The organism is Mesorhizobium erdmanii USDA 3471, from assembly GCF_000472705.1.
In the GTDB taxonomy this organism is placed as follows: Bacteria; Pseudomonadota; Alphaproteobacteria; order Rhizobiales; family Rhizobiaceae; genus Mesorhizobium; species Mesorhizobium erdmanii.
In genome coordinates this window covers 99,937-115,569 of sequence record NZ_AXAE01000018.1, presented here as the reverse complement: position 1 = coordinate 115,569, position 15,633 = coordinate 99,937, and the positions used below count along the sequence as shown (strand labels likewise).

The 15,633-nt window shown below is 62.5% G+C and carries 14 protein-coding genes; 8 read left to right on the top strand and 6 right to left on the bottom strand.

Annotation, left to right across the window (positions count from 1 at the left end; translation table 11 throughout):
- Positions 1-66 precede the first annotated feature (66 nt).
- The gene (gene ligD / locus A3AU_RS01000000135540) at positions 67-2,121 is read left to right on the top strand and encodes a DNA ligase D (protein ID WP_245235497.1); all 2,055 of its coding nucleotides are present in this window, start codon (positions 67-69) and stop codon (positions 2,119-2,121) included.
- A gap of 12 nt (positions 2,122-2,133) precedes the next feature.
- Here ligD and dinB read toward each other — a convergent pair whose 3' ends face one another.
- Positions 2,134-3,258 carry a DNA polymerase IV gene (gene dinB, locus A3AU_RS01000000135535; protein WP_051355372.1) on the bottom strand — a complete coding sequence of 375 codons (1,125 nt, stop codon included), beginning with the start codon at positions 3,256-3,258 and terminating at the stop codon, positions 2,134-2,136.
- 182 nt (positions 3,259-3,440) lie between these two features.
- On the opposite strand from dinB, the gene A3AU_RS0115520 reads away from it, so the two are divergent.
- The 5 genes from A3AU_RS0115520 (at position 3,441) to A3AU_RS0115500 (ending at position 11,331) form a co-directional block, all read left to right on the top strand.
- Positions 3,441-4,202: an ImuA family protein gene (locus A3AU_RS0115520; RefSeq protein WP_027053661.1), complete on the top strand. Its 762-nt coding sequence runs from the start codon at positions 3,441-3,443 to the stop codon at positions 4,200-4,202.
- Positions 4,117-5,637, top strand: a complete 1,521-nt coding sequence (locus A3AU_RS0115515; RefSeq protein ID WP_027053660.1) for a Y-family DNA polymerase — start codon at positions 4,117-4,119, stop codon at positions 5,635-5,637. Before A3AU_RS0115520 ends, A3AU_RS0115515 begins: the two co-directional genes overlap by 86 nt.
- On the top strand, positions 5,634-8,900 hold the full coding sequence (locus tag A3AU_RS0115510) for an error-prone DNA polymerase (RefSeq protein WP_027053659.1): 3,267 nt from the start codon (positions 5,634-5,636) through the stop codon (positions 8,898-8,900). Before A3AU_RS0115515 ends, A3AU_RS0115510 begins: the two co-directional genes overlap by 4 nt.
- A 156-nt stretch (positions 8,901-9,056) precedes the next feature.
- Positions 9,057-10,055, top strand: coding sequence for a hypothetical protein (locus A3AU_RS0115505; RefSeq protein ID WP_027053658.1), 999 nt, complete (start codon positions 9,057-9,059; stop codon positions 10,053-10,055).
- 640 nt (positions 10,056-10,695) lie between these two features.
- Positions 10,696-11,331 (top strand): poly-gamma-glutamate hydrolase family protein, encoded by a 636-nt coding sequence (locus A3AU_RS0115500; protein ID WP_161633513.1) that lies wholly within the window; start codon positions 10,696-10,698, stop codon positions 11,329-11,331.
- Positions 11,332-11,368: 37 nt separating this feature from the next.
- On the opposite strand, the gene A3AU_RS0115495 is transcribed toward A3AU_RS0115500, so the two are convergent.
- From A3AU_RS0115495 to A3AU_RS0115475, 5 genes are read right to left on the bottom strand one after another with little or no spacing between them, the layout of a single operon-like run.
- Positions 11,369-12,061: a hypothetical protein gene (locus A3AU_RS0115495; protein WP_154674601.1), complete on the bottom strand. Its 693-nt coding sequence runs from the start codon at positions 12,059-12,061 to the stop codon at positions 11,369-11,371.
- Positions 12,058-12,465 carry a ubiquitination-like system serine protease family protein gene (locus A3AU_RS01000000135530; RefSeq protein ID WP_032917428.1) on the bottom strand — a complete coding sequence of 136 codons (408 nt, stop codon included), beginning with the start codon at positions 12,463-12,465 and terminating at the stop codon, positions 12,058-12,060. The genes A3AU_RS0115495 and A3AU_RS01000000135530 overlap by 4 nt, the downstream gene beginning before the upstream one ends.
- A complete protein-coding gene (locus A3AU_RS0115485) occupies positions 12,462-13,637 on the bottom strand; it encodes a ThiF family adenylyltransferase (protein ID WP_027053655.1) in 1,176 nt (391 codons plus the stop codon). The genes A3AU_RS01000000135530 and A3AU_RS0115485 overlap by 4 nt, the downstream gene beginning before the upstream one ends.
- Positions 13,612-13,884 carry a multiubiquitin domain-containing protein gene (locus tag A3AU_RS0115480; protein ID WP_027053654.1) on the bottom strand — a complete coding sequence of 91 codons (273 nt, stop codon included), beginning with the start codon at positions 13,882-13,884 and terminating at the stop codon, positions 13,612-13,614. The genes A3AU_RS0115485 and A3AU_RS0115480 overlap by 26 nt, the downstream gene beginning before the upstream one ends.
- 26 nt (positions 13,885-13,910) lie before the next feature.
- Positions 13,911-14,132, bottom strand: coding sequence for a DUF2188 domain-containing protein (locus tag A3AU_RS0115475; RefSeq protein ID WP_027053653.1), 222 nt, complete (start codon positions 14,130-14,132; stop codon positions 13,911-13,913).
- A gap of 154 nt (positions 14,133-14,286) precedes the next feature.
- Here A3AU_RS0115475 and A3AU_RS0115470 point away from each other — a divergent pair, with 154 nt between their 5' ends.
- Both A3AU_RS0115470 and A3AU_RS0115465 read left to right on the top strand, forming a co-directional pair.
- Positions 14,287-14,616 (top strand): helix-turn-helix domain-containing protein, encoded by a 330-nt coding sequence (locus A3AU_RS0115470; RefSeq protein ID WP_245235496.1) that lies wholly within the window; start codon positions 14,287-14,289, stop codon positions 14,614-14,616.
- Positions 14,613-15,521, top strand: coding sequence for an ImmA/IrrE family metallo-endopeptidase (locus A3AU_RS0115465; protein ID WP_027053651.1), 909 nt, complete (start codon positions 14,613-14,615; stop codon positions 15,519-15,521). Before A3AU_RS0115470 ends, A3AU_RS0115465 begins: the two co-directional genes overlap by 4 nt.
- The last annotated feature ends 112 nt before the right edge of the window (positions 15,522-15,633 follow it).

Below are 15,633 nucleotides of genomic sequence, written 5' to 3'. Positions count from 1 at the left end.
CCGTTGTGACCAGAATTTGTACTCAAACTTTGGTCAATGCCTCATTCCGCCTCGGGGTGCTCGTCGATGCTCAATCGAGATCGATCCATTCGCCCAGACTCTTCTGGTTCATTTCATCGGCGCACAGTGTGGAACTTAAACCCAGGGCAGAGTATTGAATCGCACCATGTATTCGGCTTCCCCATGTCGGCCGTAGAGGCCGCCCTCCCTAAAAAGCGCGCACGGCGCAGGGACTCAGAATCTACCCCGAGATACCCCCTACCCCAATTTCGTCCGTTCCAACTCTGCACGCTGACCGACGACATACCGGTTGGCGCCGATTGGCTCTTCGAAATGAAGTTCGACGGCTATCGCGCCCAAGTCGCGGTCTCGGGCTCTGGGGTCGTGGTCTACACCCGCAACGGCCACGACTGGACCCGCCAGTTCAAAATGACCCTGCCGCCGCTTCAGGCATTGACCAAGGGCTCGGCGCTAATCGACGGCGAGATCGTGGCCATCGACAGCCAGGGGCGCACCAACTTCTCGATGCTGAAGACCGGCATTGCCGCGGGCATGCCGCTCAAGTTCTACGCCTTCGATCTGCTGGAATTGAACGGCGAGGATCTGTCCAGTCGACCCCTGCTCGAGCGCAAGGAACGGCTTGCGGAACTGCTGGGCGAGAGGGACCCGGACGAAAGCCTGCAGTTTTCCAGCCATATCGCCGACAATGGCAAGAAGGTCTTCGATACGATGTGCGTCGGTGGGCATGAGGGCATCATCGCCAAGCGCGCGGACAGTCGCTATGTCGGCGACCGCACCGCGAGCTGGCTCAAGATAAAGTGCACCAAACGTCAGGAATTTGTCGTCGGCGGTTACCGCCCAAGCGACACCGGTCGCGGCATGGCATCGCTGATCCTTGGTACCTACGAGAACGGCAAGCTGATTTATCGCGGCCGCGTCGGCACCGGCTTCACCGAGGCGATGCGCAAATCCATTCTCGCGCAGTTGGAGAAGCGGCCCCTGGATAAGCCTGCCTTCGTATCCGTGCCGCGCGACATTGCGCGCCGCGCCAGGTGGGTGAAGCCCGAACTCGTTGCCGAAGTCACCTATTCTGAGGTTACACCGGACGGCAGCCTGCGTCACCCGAGCTTCCAAGGTATGCGCGAAGACAAGCGCGCCGACCAGGTGGTGATGGAAACGCCCAAGACCGTCGTGAGCGTCGCTACGGCCAATCTCGATCCCGCTATGGGCAAGGAGATCGCTCGCGCTGTTGGCGTCAACCTGACCCATCCCGACAAGCTGATGTATCCCGGCACTGCGGTGACAAAGGCGACGCTCGCTGCCTACTACGCCGCAGTCGCCGAGAAGATGCTGCCGCACATCCAGGATCGGCCCCTTTCGCTGGTGCGCGATACCGACGGCGACCTGCAGGAGACCTTTTTTCAGAAGCACAAGCTGCCTGGCATGCCGAAGGCCATCCATGACGGCCAGTTGGAGAAGATGTCCGGCAAGGAAAGCCGCATCCTCTGGGTCGATGACCTAGCGGGGCTGATCGCCGGCGTCCAAATGAATGTGCTCGAATTCCATGTCTGGGGAAGCCTTCGCCAGCAGCCTGACCTGCCTCACCGGATAATCTTCGACATCGACCCCGACGAGGGCCTAGGCTTTGGTGACGTCAAGCAGGCAGCTTTCGACATCCGCGGCGTTCTCGAGGCGCTCGGCCTCCAATCATGGCCGCTGTTGTCCGGAGGCAAGGGCGTTCACGTGGTCGTTCCACTCGTCCCCGAGGCCGACTGGGAAGCTGTCAAAAGCTTCTGCCAGGACTTCGCTGAACTCCTTGCCCGCACGGATCCGTCCCGCTTCATTGCCAATATGAGCAAGGCCAAGCGCAAGGGTCGTATGTTCATCGACTATCTGCGCAACGGTCAGGGCGCCACGGCAATTTGTCCGTGGTCCACTCGGGCACGGTCCGGCGCGTCGTGCGCCGTACCCGTCACCTGGGATGAGTTGCCGACCTTCAAAAGCGCAAACACATTTGACGTTTTCGCTTCCGCCGCTCGGGCTCAGGAATCCGATGCCTGGGAAGGCTACTTTGACGTCGAACAAACGCTGACAGAGCGGATCCGAAAAGCAGTCCGATAGCCGCAGCCAGTCCTAGATCGTCAGCGACATCTGCGGATCTGCCTCGGCTCGCGCTCCCCTCAAATTCGAAAGCGTCACCCCGAGCAGGCGTATTCCCTTGCTGACGGGGAATACCTGATCGAGGAGTGCGCCGCTAATCGTGGCGAGATCGGCTTCGTCCCTGATCGAACCGAAGACCGTGCGGCTGCGCGTGATCTGCTGGAAATCAGCGAATTTCACCTTCAGCGTCACCGTGCGACCCTCGATCGATCTTTCCTCGCAATAGCGCCAGACCTTGCCGACCAACGGCGCCAATTCCTTGCGAGCACTTTCGAGATCAAACAGGTCGCTCGCGAAGGTATCCTCTGCCCCCACCGACTTGCGCTCCCGATCGGCCCGCACCGGCCGTTCGTCGATACCCCGAGCGATCCAGTAATAGTATGGGCCGGCCTTCCCGAACTTCTCTTCCAGGAACGCCAAGCTCTGTGCGCACAGATCGGCGCCAGTCTCGATGCCGAGCCGGGCCATTTTATCGGCGGTCGCCGGACCTACGCCGTGAAACTTCCGGACAGGCAAGGCCTCGACAAAATCCGGTCCCAGCTTCGGGGTAATGACGAACAGCCCGTCGGGCTTGTTTTGTCCAGAGGCGAGCTTGGCCAGAAATTTGTTGTAGCTGACGCCGGCCGAGGCCGTCAGGCCGGTCTCGGACTTGATCTTCGCGCGGATCATTTCCGCGATCGTGGTGGCGACCGGTATGCCCAGCAGATTGTCGGTGACGTCGAGATAGGCTTCGTCGAGCGAAAGCGGCTCGATCAGGGGCGTGTGCTCCGCAAAGATCGCATGGATCTGCTGGGAGACGGCCCGGTAGGCGTCAAAGCGCGGCGGCACGAAGATCAGTTCAGGGCATTTGCGCTTCGCGGTAATCGAGGGCATGGCCGATCGCACCCCGAACTTTCTCGCCTCATAGCTGGCAGCGGCTACGACACCCCGCGCTGCGGATCCGCCGACTGCCACCGGTTTGCCGCGCAGGTCCGGATTGTCGCGCTGTTCGACCGAGGCAAAGAAGGCGTCCATGTCGACATGGATGATCTTGCGAAGGATGGCCGTGGCTTCCCGCGGCGCATCAGCTCTTTGGCCCCTGTCGCTTCGCTCGCCCACTTCGCCATCCCTGCATCACCTGCCGCATATCAAGATAGACCGCACCTCGCTCAACGGCAGCTCGAGATCAACTCTCGAAGCGACGCAACGAGTCCAATTGACTCTTGGACGCCAAAGAGAACAAATAAGGAACATACCAGCCCCGAAATCCATTGGGAAGACTGTTTGAGAGTGATTTATCCATGGGTCAGCCGGCCGCCAGCCCCGCAATCGCTGCGCTTCGCGAGCGAATCGCGCGCCTCGAAGGCGGGCCGGCGCGCAACCGCGCGACGCTTCCCTTCGGCGTGCCCGCAATCGACAAGGTGCTGCCGGGAGGCGGGCTGGTGCTTGGGGCGTTGCATGAGATTGCCGGCGGCCGCAACGGAGCGATCGATGGCGCCGCGGCGGCGCTGTTTGCCGCCGGCATTGCCGCTCGCACCAAGGGCAAGGTGCTCTGGTGTGTCACCCGGCAGGATCTCTTTGCCCCCGCGCTCGCGCAGGCCGGGCTGCTGCCCGGCCGTGTCGTCTATGTCGAGGCTGGCGACGAAGCCGCCGTGCTCGCCTGTTTCGAGGAAGGGCTTCGCCATGGTGGGCTAGGCGCGGTCGTCGCGGAACTGGCCCGCCTCTCCATGACCGCCTCTCGCCGGCTGCAACTGGCCGCCGAGACCTCCGGCGCCGTGGGCATCGCCATCCGCCGCTGGCGGCGGCAGACCGAGGCAACCGATTTTGGACAACCGACCGCCGCGGTCACCCGCTGGCGGGTCACCGCGCTTCCCTCCCGCCCTTTGCCGGTACCGGGCGTCGGCCGTGCTCGCTGGCAGCTTGAGCTGATCCGGGTCCGGGCTGGAGAAAGCGCCGATTTTGAAGTGGAAGCCTGCGATGCCAAGGGTCGTCTCGCTCTTTTTTCCGGCCTGGCCGACCGATCGCCTGCGGCGCGCCATGGGCCAGTCCGCGCCATCGGCTGAAACCCCGATCGTTATGCTCGGCCGGCAGGGAAACCGGCGGCTCGTGCTCGCGTTCGATACAGCGGCGCGGGCGGCGGGATTGCGTGTCGGCATACCGGGGAGCAAGGCCCAGGTGCTGGTACCCAACCTGCAGAGCTTCGACTTGGATGCAGCGGGCGATGCCGCGGCGCTCGATAGAATGGCGCTCTGGTCGCTGCGCTATGCTCCGATCGTTGCCGCCGATCCGCCCGACGGGCTCATCATCGACACGACAGGCGCCGACCATCTGCATGGCGGGGAGGAGACGATGCTCGAGGGGCTGGTGTCGCGCATGGCCGTCTCCGGCATCGAGGCACGCGCCGCCGTCGCGGACACGTGGGGCGCCGCTCATGCCTGCGCCCGCTACCTCGCCCGACCCACCTTTGTCGCGCCGGTGGAGCGATCCTCGGCCATCATGCTCGGTCTGCCGATCGTCGCGCTGCGTCTGCCCCCTGATATTGTTCACGGGCTCCAAACGCTTGGCTTCGAACGTGTTGGCGAAGTCGATGCGGCGCCGCGTGCCTCTCTCACCCTGCGCTTCGGGCCGGAGCTCGGCCGCCGCCTAGACCAGGCAACAGGCCGGCGCAGCGAACCCTTCGAGCCCATCCGCTCCGACGAACTCATCGAGGTGCGTCGGGCATTCGGCGAGCCGATCGGCGCTGCCGAGACCATTGCCCGCTATGCTGGCAAGCTTGTCGCGGCGCTCTGCGAGGCGCTCGAGCCCAAGGGGCTCGGCGCTCGCCGGCTCGACCTGCTGTTCCATCGCGTCGACAATCGCATCGAGGCCATTCGCGTCGGTACGGCGGTGCCGGTACGGGACGTCAAACGACTGACCCGACTTCTGACCGACCGCATCGAGACCGTGGATCCCGGCTTCGGCATCGAACTGATGACGCTGACCGCAACCCTCGCCGAGCCCTTCGGCGCCAAGCAGATCATCTCTTCGCTGGTCGAGGAGCCGGAGCCCGACATCACCGATCTCATCGACACGCTTACCAACCGCATCGGCGAACAGCGTCTCTATCGGTTTTCCCCTGTGGAGAGCGACGTGCCCGAACGCTCGGTTCGCCGCGTTGCAGCGACGGCTCCCGATGATGGGATAAGTTGGCCGGGCGAATGGCCGCGCCCGCCGCGCCTACTCACGCATCCCGAGCCGATCGAAACCATGGCCCTGCTGCCCGATCACCCGCCGGTCTGGTTCAGTTGGCGGGGCATCCGGCGCCGGGTCACGCGCGCCGACGGTCCCGAGCGCGTGTTCGGCGAATGGTGGCAGCGCGATGCCGAGGTGATCGCGGTCCGCGATTATTTCCAGGTCGAGGACGAGGCCGGAGACCGCTTCTGGATTTACCGCTCCGGCGATGGCGAGGATCCCGAGACTGGCTCGCATAAATGGTTCCTGCATGGGGTCTTCGCATGACCGCCCCGCGCTATGCCGAATTGCAGGTGACCAGTCATTTTTCGTTCCTGCGCGGCGCCAGCTCTTGCGACGAGCTGTTCGCGCAGGCCGCCGCACTCGGCATCGAGGCCCTGGCGGTGGTCGACCGCAATTCGCTGGCCGGTATCGTCCGTGCCCATCAGGCTGCCAAGGACACTGGCGTTCGGCTGATCGTCGGCTGCCGCCTCGATCTGGTCGATGGCTTATCCGTACTGGTCTATCCGACCGACCGGACCGCCTATTCCCGGCTCTGCCGACTGCTGACCCTGGGCAAGAAGCGTGGCGGCAAGGCGAAATGCCACCTCGGATGGCATGATCTGGCCGACTATGCCGAGGGCCTGATCGCGGTCCTCGTTCCCGACCGCGCCGACGACGCCTGCGCCCTGCAGCTACGCCGGCTGCGGGAGACCTTCGGCGACCGCGCCTACCTGGCGCTGACCCTGCGTCGCCGGCCCAACGACCAGTTCCGCCTGCACGAACTCTCCAACCTCGCCATCCAAATGCGGGTGCTGACGGTCGTAGCGAACGACGTTCTGTTCCACGAACCGGGCCGGCGCGTCCTGCAGGACGTGGTGACGGCCGTCCGCCACAACATGACCATCGACGAGTTGGGATTCCGGCGCGAGCGTCATGCCGACCGCTATCTCAAACCGCCCGAGGAAATGGCGCGGCTGTTTTCACGCTACCCGGAAGCCCTCGCGCGCACCATCGAGATCACACGGCGATGCCGCTTCTCCCTCGATGAGCTCGCCTATCAATATCCCGAAGAGAAGATGCTGCCGGGGCTGACGGCGCAGCAGGCTTTGGCACAACTCACCTGGGAAGGGGCGGAGCGTCGCTATCCCGAAGGCGTGCCCGACAAGGTGGTGGCCCTCATCAAGCACGAGCTGCGCCTGATCGAGATCCTGCAATACGCGCCCTACTTCCTCACGGTGAATGCGATCGTGCAATTCGCGCGATCGCGCGACATCCTCTGCCAGGGGCGAGGCTCGGCCGCCAACTCGGCCGTCTGCTATGTTTTGGGCATCACCAGCATCGATCCCGAGCGCAACAATCTGCTGTTCGAGCGCTTCGTCTCGCAGGAGCGCAACGAACCCCCGGACATCGATGTCGACTTCGAGCATGAACGGCGCGAGATCGTCATGCAGTGGGTGTACGAGACCTACGGCCGCGACCACAGCGCGCTGTGCTCGACCGTGGTGCGCTATCACACCAAGGGCGCCGTTCGCGATATCGGCAAGGCCCTCGGTCTGCCCGAGGACGTCACCAAGCTGCTCTCCTCCCAAGTCTGGGGCCACGGCGAGGGCATCGACGAAACCCGCGCCCGCGAGCTCAATTTCAACCTGGCCGATCGCCGCCTCCGCCTCACCCTCGAACTGGCGCAGCAACTCGAGGGAACGCCCCGACATCTGTCGCAGCATCCCGGCGGCTTCGTCCTGACCAATGACCGGCTCGACGACCTGGCGCCGATCGAGCCGGCCCGCATGGTCGATCGCCAGGTCATCGAATGGGACAAGGACGATATCAACATCCTCAAATTCATGAAGGTCGACGTCCTGGCACTGGGGATGTTGACCTGCATGAAACGCAGTTTCGACCTGCTCGCTGAGCACAAGGGGGTCACGGTCGACCTGGCCACGATTCCCGCCGAGGACCCGGCTACCTACGCCATGATCCGCAAGGCGGACACGATCGGCGTCTTCCAGATCGAGAGCCGCGCCCAGATGTCGATGCTGCCTCGCATCAAGCCGCGCACCTTCTATGACCTCGTCGTCGAGGTGGCTATCGTTCGGCCGGGTCCGATCCAGGGCGACATGGTCCACCCCTATCTGCGCCGCCGGGAAGGGAAGGAGCCTGTGGAGTTCCCAACTCCTGAACTCGAGCGCGTGCTCGGCAAGACTCTGGGTGTACCGCTGTTCCAGGAACAGGCCATGCAGGTCGCCATGGTGTGCGCGGGATTTTCCGCCGGTGAGGCCGACCAGTTGCGCCGTGCCATGGCGACATTCAAGCACACCGGAGGCGTCAGCAAGTTCCGCGACAAGCTGATCGGCGGCATGATCGCCAATGACTATACGCCGGAATTCGCGGCGACCACGTTCAAGCAGTTGGAGGGCTTTGGCAGCTATGGCTTCCCCGAGAGCCACGCCGCCAGCTTCGCGCTCATTGCCTATGCGTCGAGCTGGATGAAATGCCATCATCCCGATGTCTTCTGCTGTGCACTGCTCAATTCCCAGCCGATGGGTTTCTACCTGCCGGCCCAGATCGTGCGCGACGCCCAGGCCCATGGCGTCGAGATCCGGCCTGTCTGCATCAATGCCAGCCGCTGGGACTGCACGCTGGAGCCGATGAGCGACAATGGACGCTTCGCGGTCCGCCTCGGCCTGCGACTGGTCAAGGGGCTGGCCAATGCCGATGCGGCCGTGATCGTCACAGCCAGGACTGACGAGCCCTTTGCCTCGATCGACGATCTTTGGCAGCGCGCCGGCGTGCCGGCGGCCTCACTCGTGCAACTGGCCGAGGCCGATGCCTTCCGTCCCGGCCTCGGCTTGGCGCGGCGCGAAGCCTTATGGGCGCTCAAGGGACTGCGCGATGAGCCCCTGCCGCTCTTTGCCGCCGCCTCGGCGCGTGAACAGCAGACCGTCTCGGAAATTCACGAGCCCCCCGTGGCGCTACGGGCGATGACGACCGGAAGGGAAGTTGTCGAGGACTACGGTCACGTTGGTCTCACCCTGCGCAGTCATCCGCTCTCGTTCCTGCGGGCCGACCTTACCCGGCGTCGCATCCTCACCTGCACCGAGGCGATGCAGGCCCGCGACGGTCGCTGGCTGGAGGCGGCGGGCCTGGTTCTCGTCCGCCAGCGACCCGGCTCGGCCAAGGGCGTGATGTTCCTGACCATGGAGGATGAGACCGGCGCGGCCAATGTCGTGGTCTGGGTCAAAGTGTTCGAGAAGTTCCGCCGGGTTCTGCTCTCCTCCTCGATGCTCGCTGTCCGGGGCAAGATTCAGCGTGAGGGCGACGTGGTTCACCTCGTCGCCCATCAGCTCACCGACCTCTCGGGTGAACTCGCCAGCGTCGGCAACCGAGAGGAGCGCTTTCCACTTCCGCATGGGCGAGGCGATGAAGCCCATCATGGCGGCCCCGGTCTCGATCCACGCAGCCTGCCGAAAGGGTTCAGACCGCGCGATCTCGTCGACCCGACATTGACAGTCGAACCTATCAAAGTGAAGACACGGGACTTCAAGTAGACGCTCCCTTGGCGTGCTTTGGCCGCTCGGTCGGACTGCTTCTACCCGCAGCGGCTTTCGTTCGGCGTTCCCAGCCTCGGCCCCAGCTACCTAGGATATTCCGCACTTTCACTATAAGCCGACGAGACATGCAGCGTAGAGACGCACCGGGGGATCATGATCAAAATCGTCGCTAACCAGCGCGCCTGCAGCCGCGCCTTTCGGCATTGGGCTAGCACCCTGACCGCCAACTCTCTTGCCAAGGATTATGGGTGGGTCATCCAGGGCACCGGGGTAGTGTTCACGAACTATGGCCACGGCGAGGAGGGCGATATCACCACACAGGTGATGCTTGGAGCCGATCCAGAATATGGGGACGGCGTCGTCAAGATTGTGCAGCCGAAAGCGTCCCGCCACGACAAAGGGCCGACAACAGTCCTGGGTTGCGACGACCTCGGACGTCTTCTTCTGCTTCGCGAGGGAAGGCTCCAGAAGAACAACCTGTCGCGCTTTATCAAAGACGACTTCGCCAAGCTTAGTGGGCTGGCTGAGGTGCCATTGATCGTGAAAGGCGAACGCTCGGCACGCCATTTCTATGTCGTGGCCGATGTCAGCGCCGCGCCAGAGAACATCGTCGCGCAGACCGCAGCCTTTGCCAACGCGTGCGTCCGTGCTCGGAGCAGGGCCGGCGGTGGTGAGCCACGTCCTGTCGAAGATGAGACCATCGTGACCTATGGCATGGATGAGAAGTGGCGCGTCACGAAATCGACCCGTCCAGGCGGCACCTTTGAGGTGAAGGCACTGCAAGGGCATGTCTTCGCTGAACTAAAGAAGGTCGTTGGCAAGGAACTGCGCAAACCTAAACGAAATGGTTTCTGCGTGGACGCGATGATCGAACCGGCAAACTTGCTCATCGAGATTAAGACGAGCACGTCCGCCGATGCGATCTATGAAGGCGTCGGTCAGCTTCGACTCTATCCAAGTCTTATCGGCATCGCTTCGACGCCGACCACCGTACTCCTAATTCCGGACGATCCATTGAAACCCATCATGGCCGCTGCCCTCGAGGAAGCCGGTATCCAGGTGTTTACCTACGGCATTGAGGAAACGGCCGGAAAACCGAGGATCACTTTCGCGGACAAATTGATCGACCGTTGCATGGTTCGCGTCGGCTAAGTGGGGTCTGTCGAGGCGCCATTCAGCTGGACTCCGCGAGCGCGGACAACAGGAAGCTGCGCAGATACTCGGCCCGGTCGCGACAAGGCAGCCGAAGTTGGACGGCCAGCCCCAAACTGCCCCGGTGACCTTTGCCATCTCAGGTGTCCAGGCAATACCGCACACCTTCGCCTCAACGAAACAGGTGTTCCAGACTGTCGAGCCGCTGAGCCCTGGAGGCCGTGACAACCCCTTGTTGCCGATCCCGTCGTTGGAGAGGTTGGGATTGTAGTCACGGCCGAAATGGAAACGTGAGCTAAAGCGATCATCGCCAGGCGAAAGCTCGACCTCCGGTCCGGTCAAACACTGCGCCTTGGCCGTGATCGTCTCGAAGAAGAACCGGACGTCATCGCCTGGGAACCCAACGAAACTCATGAGTTCCGTCGGGTTGAGTCCGATCGAGCACGAAACCGGCGAGCGTTACATAATCTATCCGGGTCGCGATCCCGGGTGTTGCGGATTGTCCGCAAGATCGTCAGGGGCTTGAGCTACCGCCACGGCTTGACCGTCTTGTTGCGGTCCGGGCACTCATGGCCCTAAGGACATGGTCAGGTCCCTTCGCTCTAGCGATGGGCCCAAACAGATAGACAGGGAGGTGGCGATGAACTCTTCAGGCATCGTGCAGAAAACCCGAAACGGCGAGTACATGGCTTTCGCTGATCTCGCAGCCGACAAGACGCAGGGTGTCGACTACGCTTTCTTGGTTTTGGATCGAGCCTCGGCCGTGGCAATTGTCGCGCCACATGGCGGCTGGATTGAGTATGGCACGTCTCATTTGGCGACCGCCGTGGCGGGAGAGGATTTCTCGCTCTACCTGTTTGAAGGGCTCAAGCCGAAACGACCGCATCGCGAGCTGCATATACCATCCGAATATTTCGACGAAAAACAGTGCGTCCAGCTTGTCACCAAGGCCCAGCTCGCCATCGGCATGCACGGCCGCGCGGACGGCGACGATCCCGAAACGATCTGGCTCGGCGGCCTGGGCAAGGAGTTGCGCGACGCTATCGCGGTGGTCCTGGAGGCAGCGGGCTTCAAGGCCATCACCTCAGGCCATCGCCTGCCTGGCGAGCACAAAAACAACATCTGCAACCGCGGAATCGGCCGGGCAGGCGTGCAGCTTGAGTTGCCAAAAACGCTGCGGGACGCGCTCGTCGCAAATGCCGAGCGCCGCGCGCGGTTTGCCGGGGCGGTCCGCAAGGCCGTTTTGGAAAATTTACGCAAACCGGGAGCCGCCTGAAAATTTGACGATTGCGGGCAAATGTTCAGCCCCCGGATTACGATTTCGGCTTGAACGCCCACGCCGGGATCTTGTTCTGCTTGCCTGTACAGCGCTTGTTGAACAGAGCGATCCAGGCCAGTTGGACGTCCAGCAAATTTGCGACCGTCGCGGTGACCAACGCCTCGTCGATCGCTTCGGCGTCGCCGTGGATGAAAGCGTTGCGCCGATGCTGAACGGTCTGAAGGTGCCGTGCCACCTCGGGGTAGCCGATGTCGGCCAGGTCGTCCCAGAAGGTCTTGCCCCAGCGATCGCGGTAGACCCTGTCCAGCCTTTGCCCAATGTTGGGCGTCCGGCGAAGCTCCTTGTTCTCGGGATCGTCCGCGAACGCGGCCTCGAAAAACCGCTCCATCAACACCTCAAAGACCGTCCAGAACAGAATCACGATGATCAGCCGCTGGGAAACGCGCCCAGACATCCCGTTCGTGACGGTGAGCGGCCGCTCCCATTCGTTCCGCATCAAGTCGAGCAGCACGAAGATTGTGTAGGGGGCCGCCCCAGGCAAAGTGTACCGTGGGGCGTCGACGCAGCCGTTCAACTCGGGAACCGCATCTGGCTGCATTTGACGCTGGCAAACCGGACACGGGCGGTGCACGTCCCTGTAGAGCCCGTGACATCCAGGACAATGAACCATCGGGACCAGCCCGTCTTTCCAAGGCGACGGCACAACTTCGGGCGATGTCGTCGTCATCCGCGCCATCCGAGCAGTTTGAGCAACACGTCCCAAAGGCGTCCGACAAGGCTACGCTTCGGCTCACGTGTCTTGAAGTAAGCTTCCCGCCGCCTCTCTTCCGATCGGCGGCCGGCAGCGATCTGCTCCTCGCTCCAGCGTGGCGCCCAGTCGATCCGACCGTCGGTGATCAGGTAGTGGGACTGGCAAGGCAGCTGCCAGTTGCCGATCGAGGGGCGCAGTGTTGCGCGGCCGCCGCGCTCAGACAGCGTCCACTCGGCGGGGCCAAGCGGGACCGAGACCTTGTTGCCGCAGCCGCACGCGCAGAGATGAACGGCTACTGCAAACTCCTTGGACACGTAGAGGATGCCCGGCTCGAGCTGTTTTGGCACGTACTGGACGTGCCGGAGCGCCAGATCCGTCATGTGTCGCGCTCCGACATGATCCTGAGCGTGGTCGTGTCCATGAGCAAATGGTACGCCGAACTGTCGTCGACGTAAAAGCCGCGCCGCTGCTTGTACATCATGACGGCAATGGCGGCATTGATGGCGTTCAGCTCCGCGATCTGGACGTTCTGCCGGTAGGCGTTGTCGGGGTCATCCACCGTTTCGGCCAGGTTCATGGCCCGAACCTTTTCGGCGTCCTCGACACTGAAATAGGTTGCGCGCAGTGTGCCCGCCAACGGGCCCTGTTTGCGATTGAGACCCATGCCGACGTCGATGAAAGGTATTCCCATCCCCGTCAAAAGCTCAAAGATGGCGGCGCGGGCGGAGCCCTTGTCCACGCAAACGAAGGCAAACGTCACTCCCTCAAGCTCGGCCGTGGAGGAGGCGCCGATATAGACCTGCCGCATGGACAGTCCGTGACGAAAGTTCGTGTAGCGCTTTTCGGCAACAGAGGCTTTGGACTTCTGCCAGTCGTCGAGATCCAGGGCACCAGGCGACCGGAACGCGTTGTGCGGGTAAAACAGGTCGCCGTCGAAACCGCGGATCTCCTTGACCCTGGTCTTGACCATGAAATCCAGAACATAGGAGCCGGTGCCACCAAGCCCGATGACGGCGATAACCTCGTCCTTGAAGACGCTGGCGAGATCGGCGATCTCGGCGCGGCTGGTCAGGGAGTCATGCACCTTGAACACGGAGTCCGGCACGATGTCGGGATCGACGCGAAAGGTGAGGGGGCTGGCCTGGGGAAACCGTTCCATCGCCGGCCCGGAAATCAAAGCGACATAGTGTTCGATCTTGTAGAGGAAGTTCGCAAAGCCGCCCTCGGGCTTGTTGGAAAACGACCTCTGGACAACGACGTCGTCATGCGACAGCGGAATGGTCGTTGCACCGCCGGCAAGGTTGGCGACGGGCTGACCTTCGAGGCCGTATGGGGCCGATCCGGCGAAATAGACCTGGTGGTCATCCTGCACGTAGTGATGCTCGTCGACAGGGACGAGTTTGGCGACAATGGACCCGGTCTGAAGCGCGCCCTCGTGGTCGAGGTACGGAACGTCCCGGACCACGAGGTGCAATGTGTCCACCCTCAGGGCATAGCCCTTTTCAAGCAGGCCGCGGATGTCGTCGTTATGACTGGCCAGTTCGATTAACACTGAAGACCATTCCTTCCTTGACCTTCACACTGCCACCCGGAGCCAGGATGCCTTCCGGCTTGTGGCCGTCGCCGCGGGTGTAAGTTACCGAGTAGGTGATCTCGGGGTGCTGCGGATAATCGGGATAGGCCAGCGTCACCACCTCGGCGTAGGTGATGGTGTCCTTCTTCGGGACCTCGTAGGGGCTGCCATCAACAATTATGGTGACGGTCTTGTCCTTGCCCTTTTCGTTCTCCTGGGTCTGCATTTTAGGATATCCTTTTGTTGAAGCCGCTAACCGCGCGGCGGGAAGGGATCGTTGCCGTAGGAGTTCGCGTCGCGTATCTGCCCGTTGGGGCGATGGATCACCACCTCGCTGTGCTGGTTGATGGCGATGTCCCTTGCCGAGGCGATCGCACCGGCCTGGGTCGGATGAAGCGAGGTGGCGCGGCTGTTGCCGGCGCCGAGCACCGCCCACTGTCCGTCGCGAGGTACGACATGTTGATTTTTGCCCATGAAAGTCTCCGTTAAGGTTCGTTTGCTACAGATGCGTACAACTATATCTTACGACAAGGCTTGCGTCAAGTTTTGTGTTATGATGGTGTAATGCCTGATCAGACGGCGTGCCGCGAAAGCGAGTGCGCCGCTGCTGACTCTGGAGAAAGACTGGATGGTGGAACTGGCGGTAAAACTGAAACAGCTGCGCGTTCGCAGCGGAAAATCCTTGCAGGATGTCGCCGACGCGGTCGGTGCGTCGAAGGCACATATCTGGGACCTCGAGCGCGGCGCGAGCAAGAACCCGTCGCTCGCGCTGCTCAAAAGCCTCGCGGACTACTACAAGACCGGCATTGCCGAGTTGGTCGGCGAGAACCCATCGGCTGACGAGGAAGAGCAGAAACTGGTGGCGCTCTATCGCAATCTCGGTGACCTTGATCCCGCAGACCTCGAAACCATAGCCCTGCTTGCGGAACGTCTGAAGGCGAGCAGGTCCAAGACATGAAGATAAGCCGCATCGACCTGGCCGATGCGGCCAGTCCTGAACGCCTCGTCATTGACATCTTCAAGCATGAGCCGGGCCTGGCGATTCCGGTTCCGATCGAGGAACTCTGCCTCAGGCTCGACATCCTGGAGATCGTGCCGCTGACGACGGCCGGCTATGAGGGCGGCCTTCTCACGACGGCCGACAAATTCAATGGCACGATCCTCTACAACGAGGCGAGCCCACGGCAGAGGCGCCGCTTCACCATCGCGCACGAACTGGGGCATTTCTTGATGCCGTCCCACCTGCCATCGGCGGAGGGGCGCTTCCTTTGCAGACTGAAGGACATGATGGAACTCAAGGGCGGCGAGGCTGATCGGCGCTTGCGGATGGAGGTGGAGGCCAATCGCTTCGCGTCCCAGCTATTGATGCCGCCGCCGCGCCTGCGCGTGGACGTCGCCGTCGGCAAGGACCCCGACATCCGGCAGCTCTCCAGCATCGCGACGAAGTATGACGTCAGCAAGGAGGCCGCCGGCAGGGCCTATGTGCGCTTCCGTGAGGAACCCGTAGCCTTGGTGGTGACGCAAAACGGCAAGATCCTTCGCGATTATCGGGATCCGCTGAAATTTCCCAACCTCACCGCGCCACGAGGGACCCTCGTTCCAGACCACTCCCTGCTGCGGCGCCGCAAGCACGAATTGGGCGTGGCGAGCGATATCGACGAGACCGACGCCGGCGTATGGACCCACGTTGAAAGGGGCCGCAAGCCAGCTCCGCTCTATGAACAGGTGCTGCTGCAGCGGGATGGCTTTGCGCTCATCATGTTGTCGAGGGACGCCGAAGCCGACCGGGACGATGAAGAAGATGAAGAAGCCGAGTTGACGGCGGCGCAACGACTCAGGCGTCGTTTGTCATCTGACAGGTAGCAGAAGGGCTGGGGATATTCCCACTCACACGCAAGGATCGGATGGAATGCTCTTTCCCGCAAGGCTATAGACCAGTGGTGGCGCAAGCGAGAGCAAAACTTAAGAAAATGGG

Bases quoted from the DNA above. Each gene is read 5' to 3' on its own strand.
- ligD (WP_245235497.1), top strand. From the start codon at position 67: ATGCTCAATCGAGATCGATCCATTCGCCCAGACTCTTCTGGTTCATTT.
- A3AU_RS0115520 (WP_027053661.1), top strand. From the start codon at position 3,441: ATGGGTCAGCCGGCCGCCAGCCCCGCAATCGCTGCGCTTCGCGAGCGA.
- A3AU_RS0115515 (WP_027053660.1), top strand. From the start codon at position 4,117: ATGCCAAGGGTCGTCTCGCTCTTTTTTCCGGCCTGGCCGACCGATCGC.
- A3AU_RS0115510 (WP_027053659.1), top strand. From the start codon at position 5,634: ATGACCGCCCCGCGCTATGCCGAATTGCAGGTGACCAGTCATTTTTCG.
- A3AU_RS0115505 (WP_027053658.1), top strand. From the start codon at position 9,057: ATGATCAAAATCGTCGCTAACCAGCGCGCCTGCAGCCGCGCCTTTCGG.
- A3AU_RS0115500 (WP_161633513.1), top strand. From the start codon at position 10,696: ATGAACTCTTCAGGCATCGTGCAGAAAACCCGAAACGGCGAGTACATG.
- A3AU_RS0115495 (WP_154674601.1), bottom strand. From the start codon at position 12,061: ATGACGACGACATCGCCCGAAGTTGTGCCGTCGCCTTGGAAAGACGGG.
- A3AU_RS01000000135530 (WP_032917428.1), bottom strand. From the start codon at position 12,465: ATGACGGATCTGGCGCTCCGGCACGTCCAGTACGTGCCAAAACAGCTC.
- A3AU_RS0115480 (WP_027053654.1), bottom strand. From the start codon at position 13,884: ATGCAGACCCAGGAGAACGAAAAGGGCAAGGACAAGACCGTCACCATA.
- A3AU_RS0115475 (WP_027053653.1), bottom strand. From the start codon at position 14,132: ATGGGCAAAAATCAACATGTCGTACCTCGCGACGGACAGTGGGCGGTG.
- A3AU_RS0115470 (WP_245235496.1), top strand. From the start codon at position 14,287: ATGGTGGAACTGGCGGTAAAACTGAAACAGCTGCGCGTTCGCAGCGGA.
- A3AU_RS0115465 (WP_027053651.1), top strand. From the start codon at position 14,613: ATGAAGATAAGCCGCATCGACCTGGCCGATGCGGCCAGTCCTGAACGC.